Annotated in this window: 1 tRNA gene and 1 rRNA gene; both read left to right on the forward strand. The window is 54.4% G+C overall.

Features of this window, described 5'->3' with window-relative positions:
• Positions 1–99: ribosomal RNA gene (gene rrf, locus HC026_RS12685) — 5S ribosomal RNA — on the forward strand; the annotation flags it as partial.
• 8 nt (positions 100–107) lie between these two features.
• Positions 108–180 (forward strand) — tRNA-Val (locus tag HC026_RS12690).
• The last annotated feature ends 24 nt before the right edge of the window (positions 181–204 follow it).

Here is a 204-nt window from a genome sequence, read left to right on the forward strand (position 1 = left end):
AAGGATACACCTGTTCCCATGCCGAACACAGTAGTTAAGCTTCAGCACGCCAAGAGTAGTTGGGGGATCGCCCCCTGCGAGGGTAGGACGTTGCCACGCGATTTTATGGAGGATTAGCTCAGTTGGGAGAGCGTCTGCCTTACAAGCAGAGGGTCACAGGTTCGAGCCCTGTATCCTCCATTGAGCCGTTAGCTCAGTTGGTAG

The sequence above is a fragment of the Secundilactobacillus angelensis genome (assembly GCF_012641075.1).
GTDB classification, from domain to species: Bacteria; Bacillota; Bacilli; order Lactobacillales; family Lactobacillaceae; genus Secundilactobacillus; species Secundilactobacillus angelensis.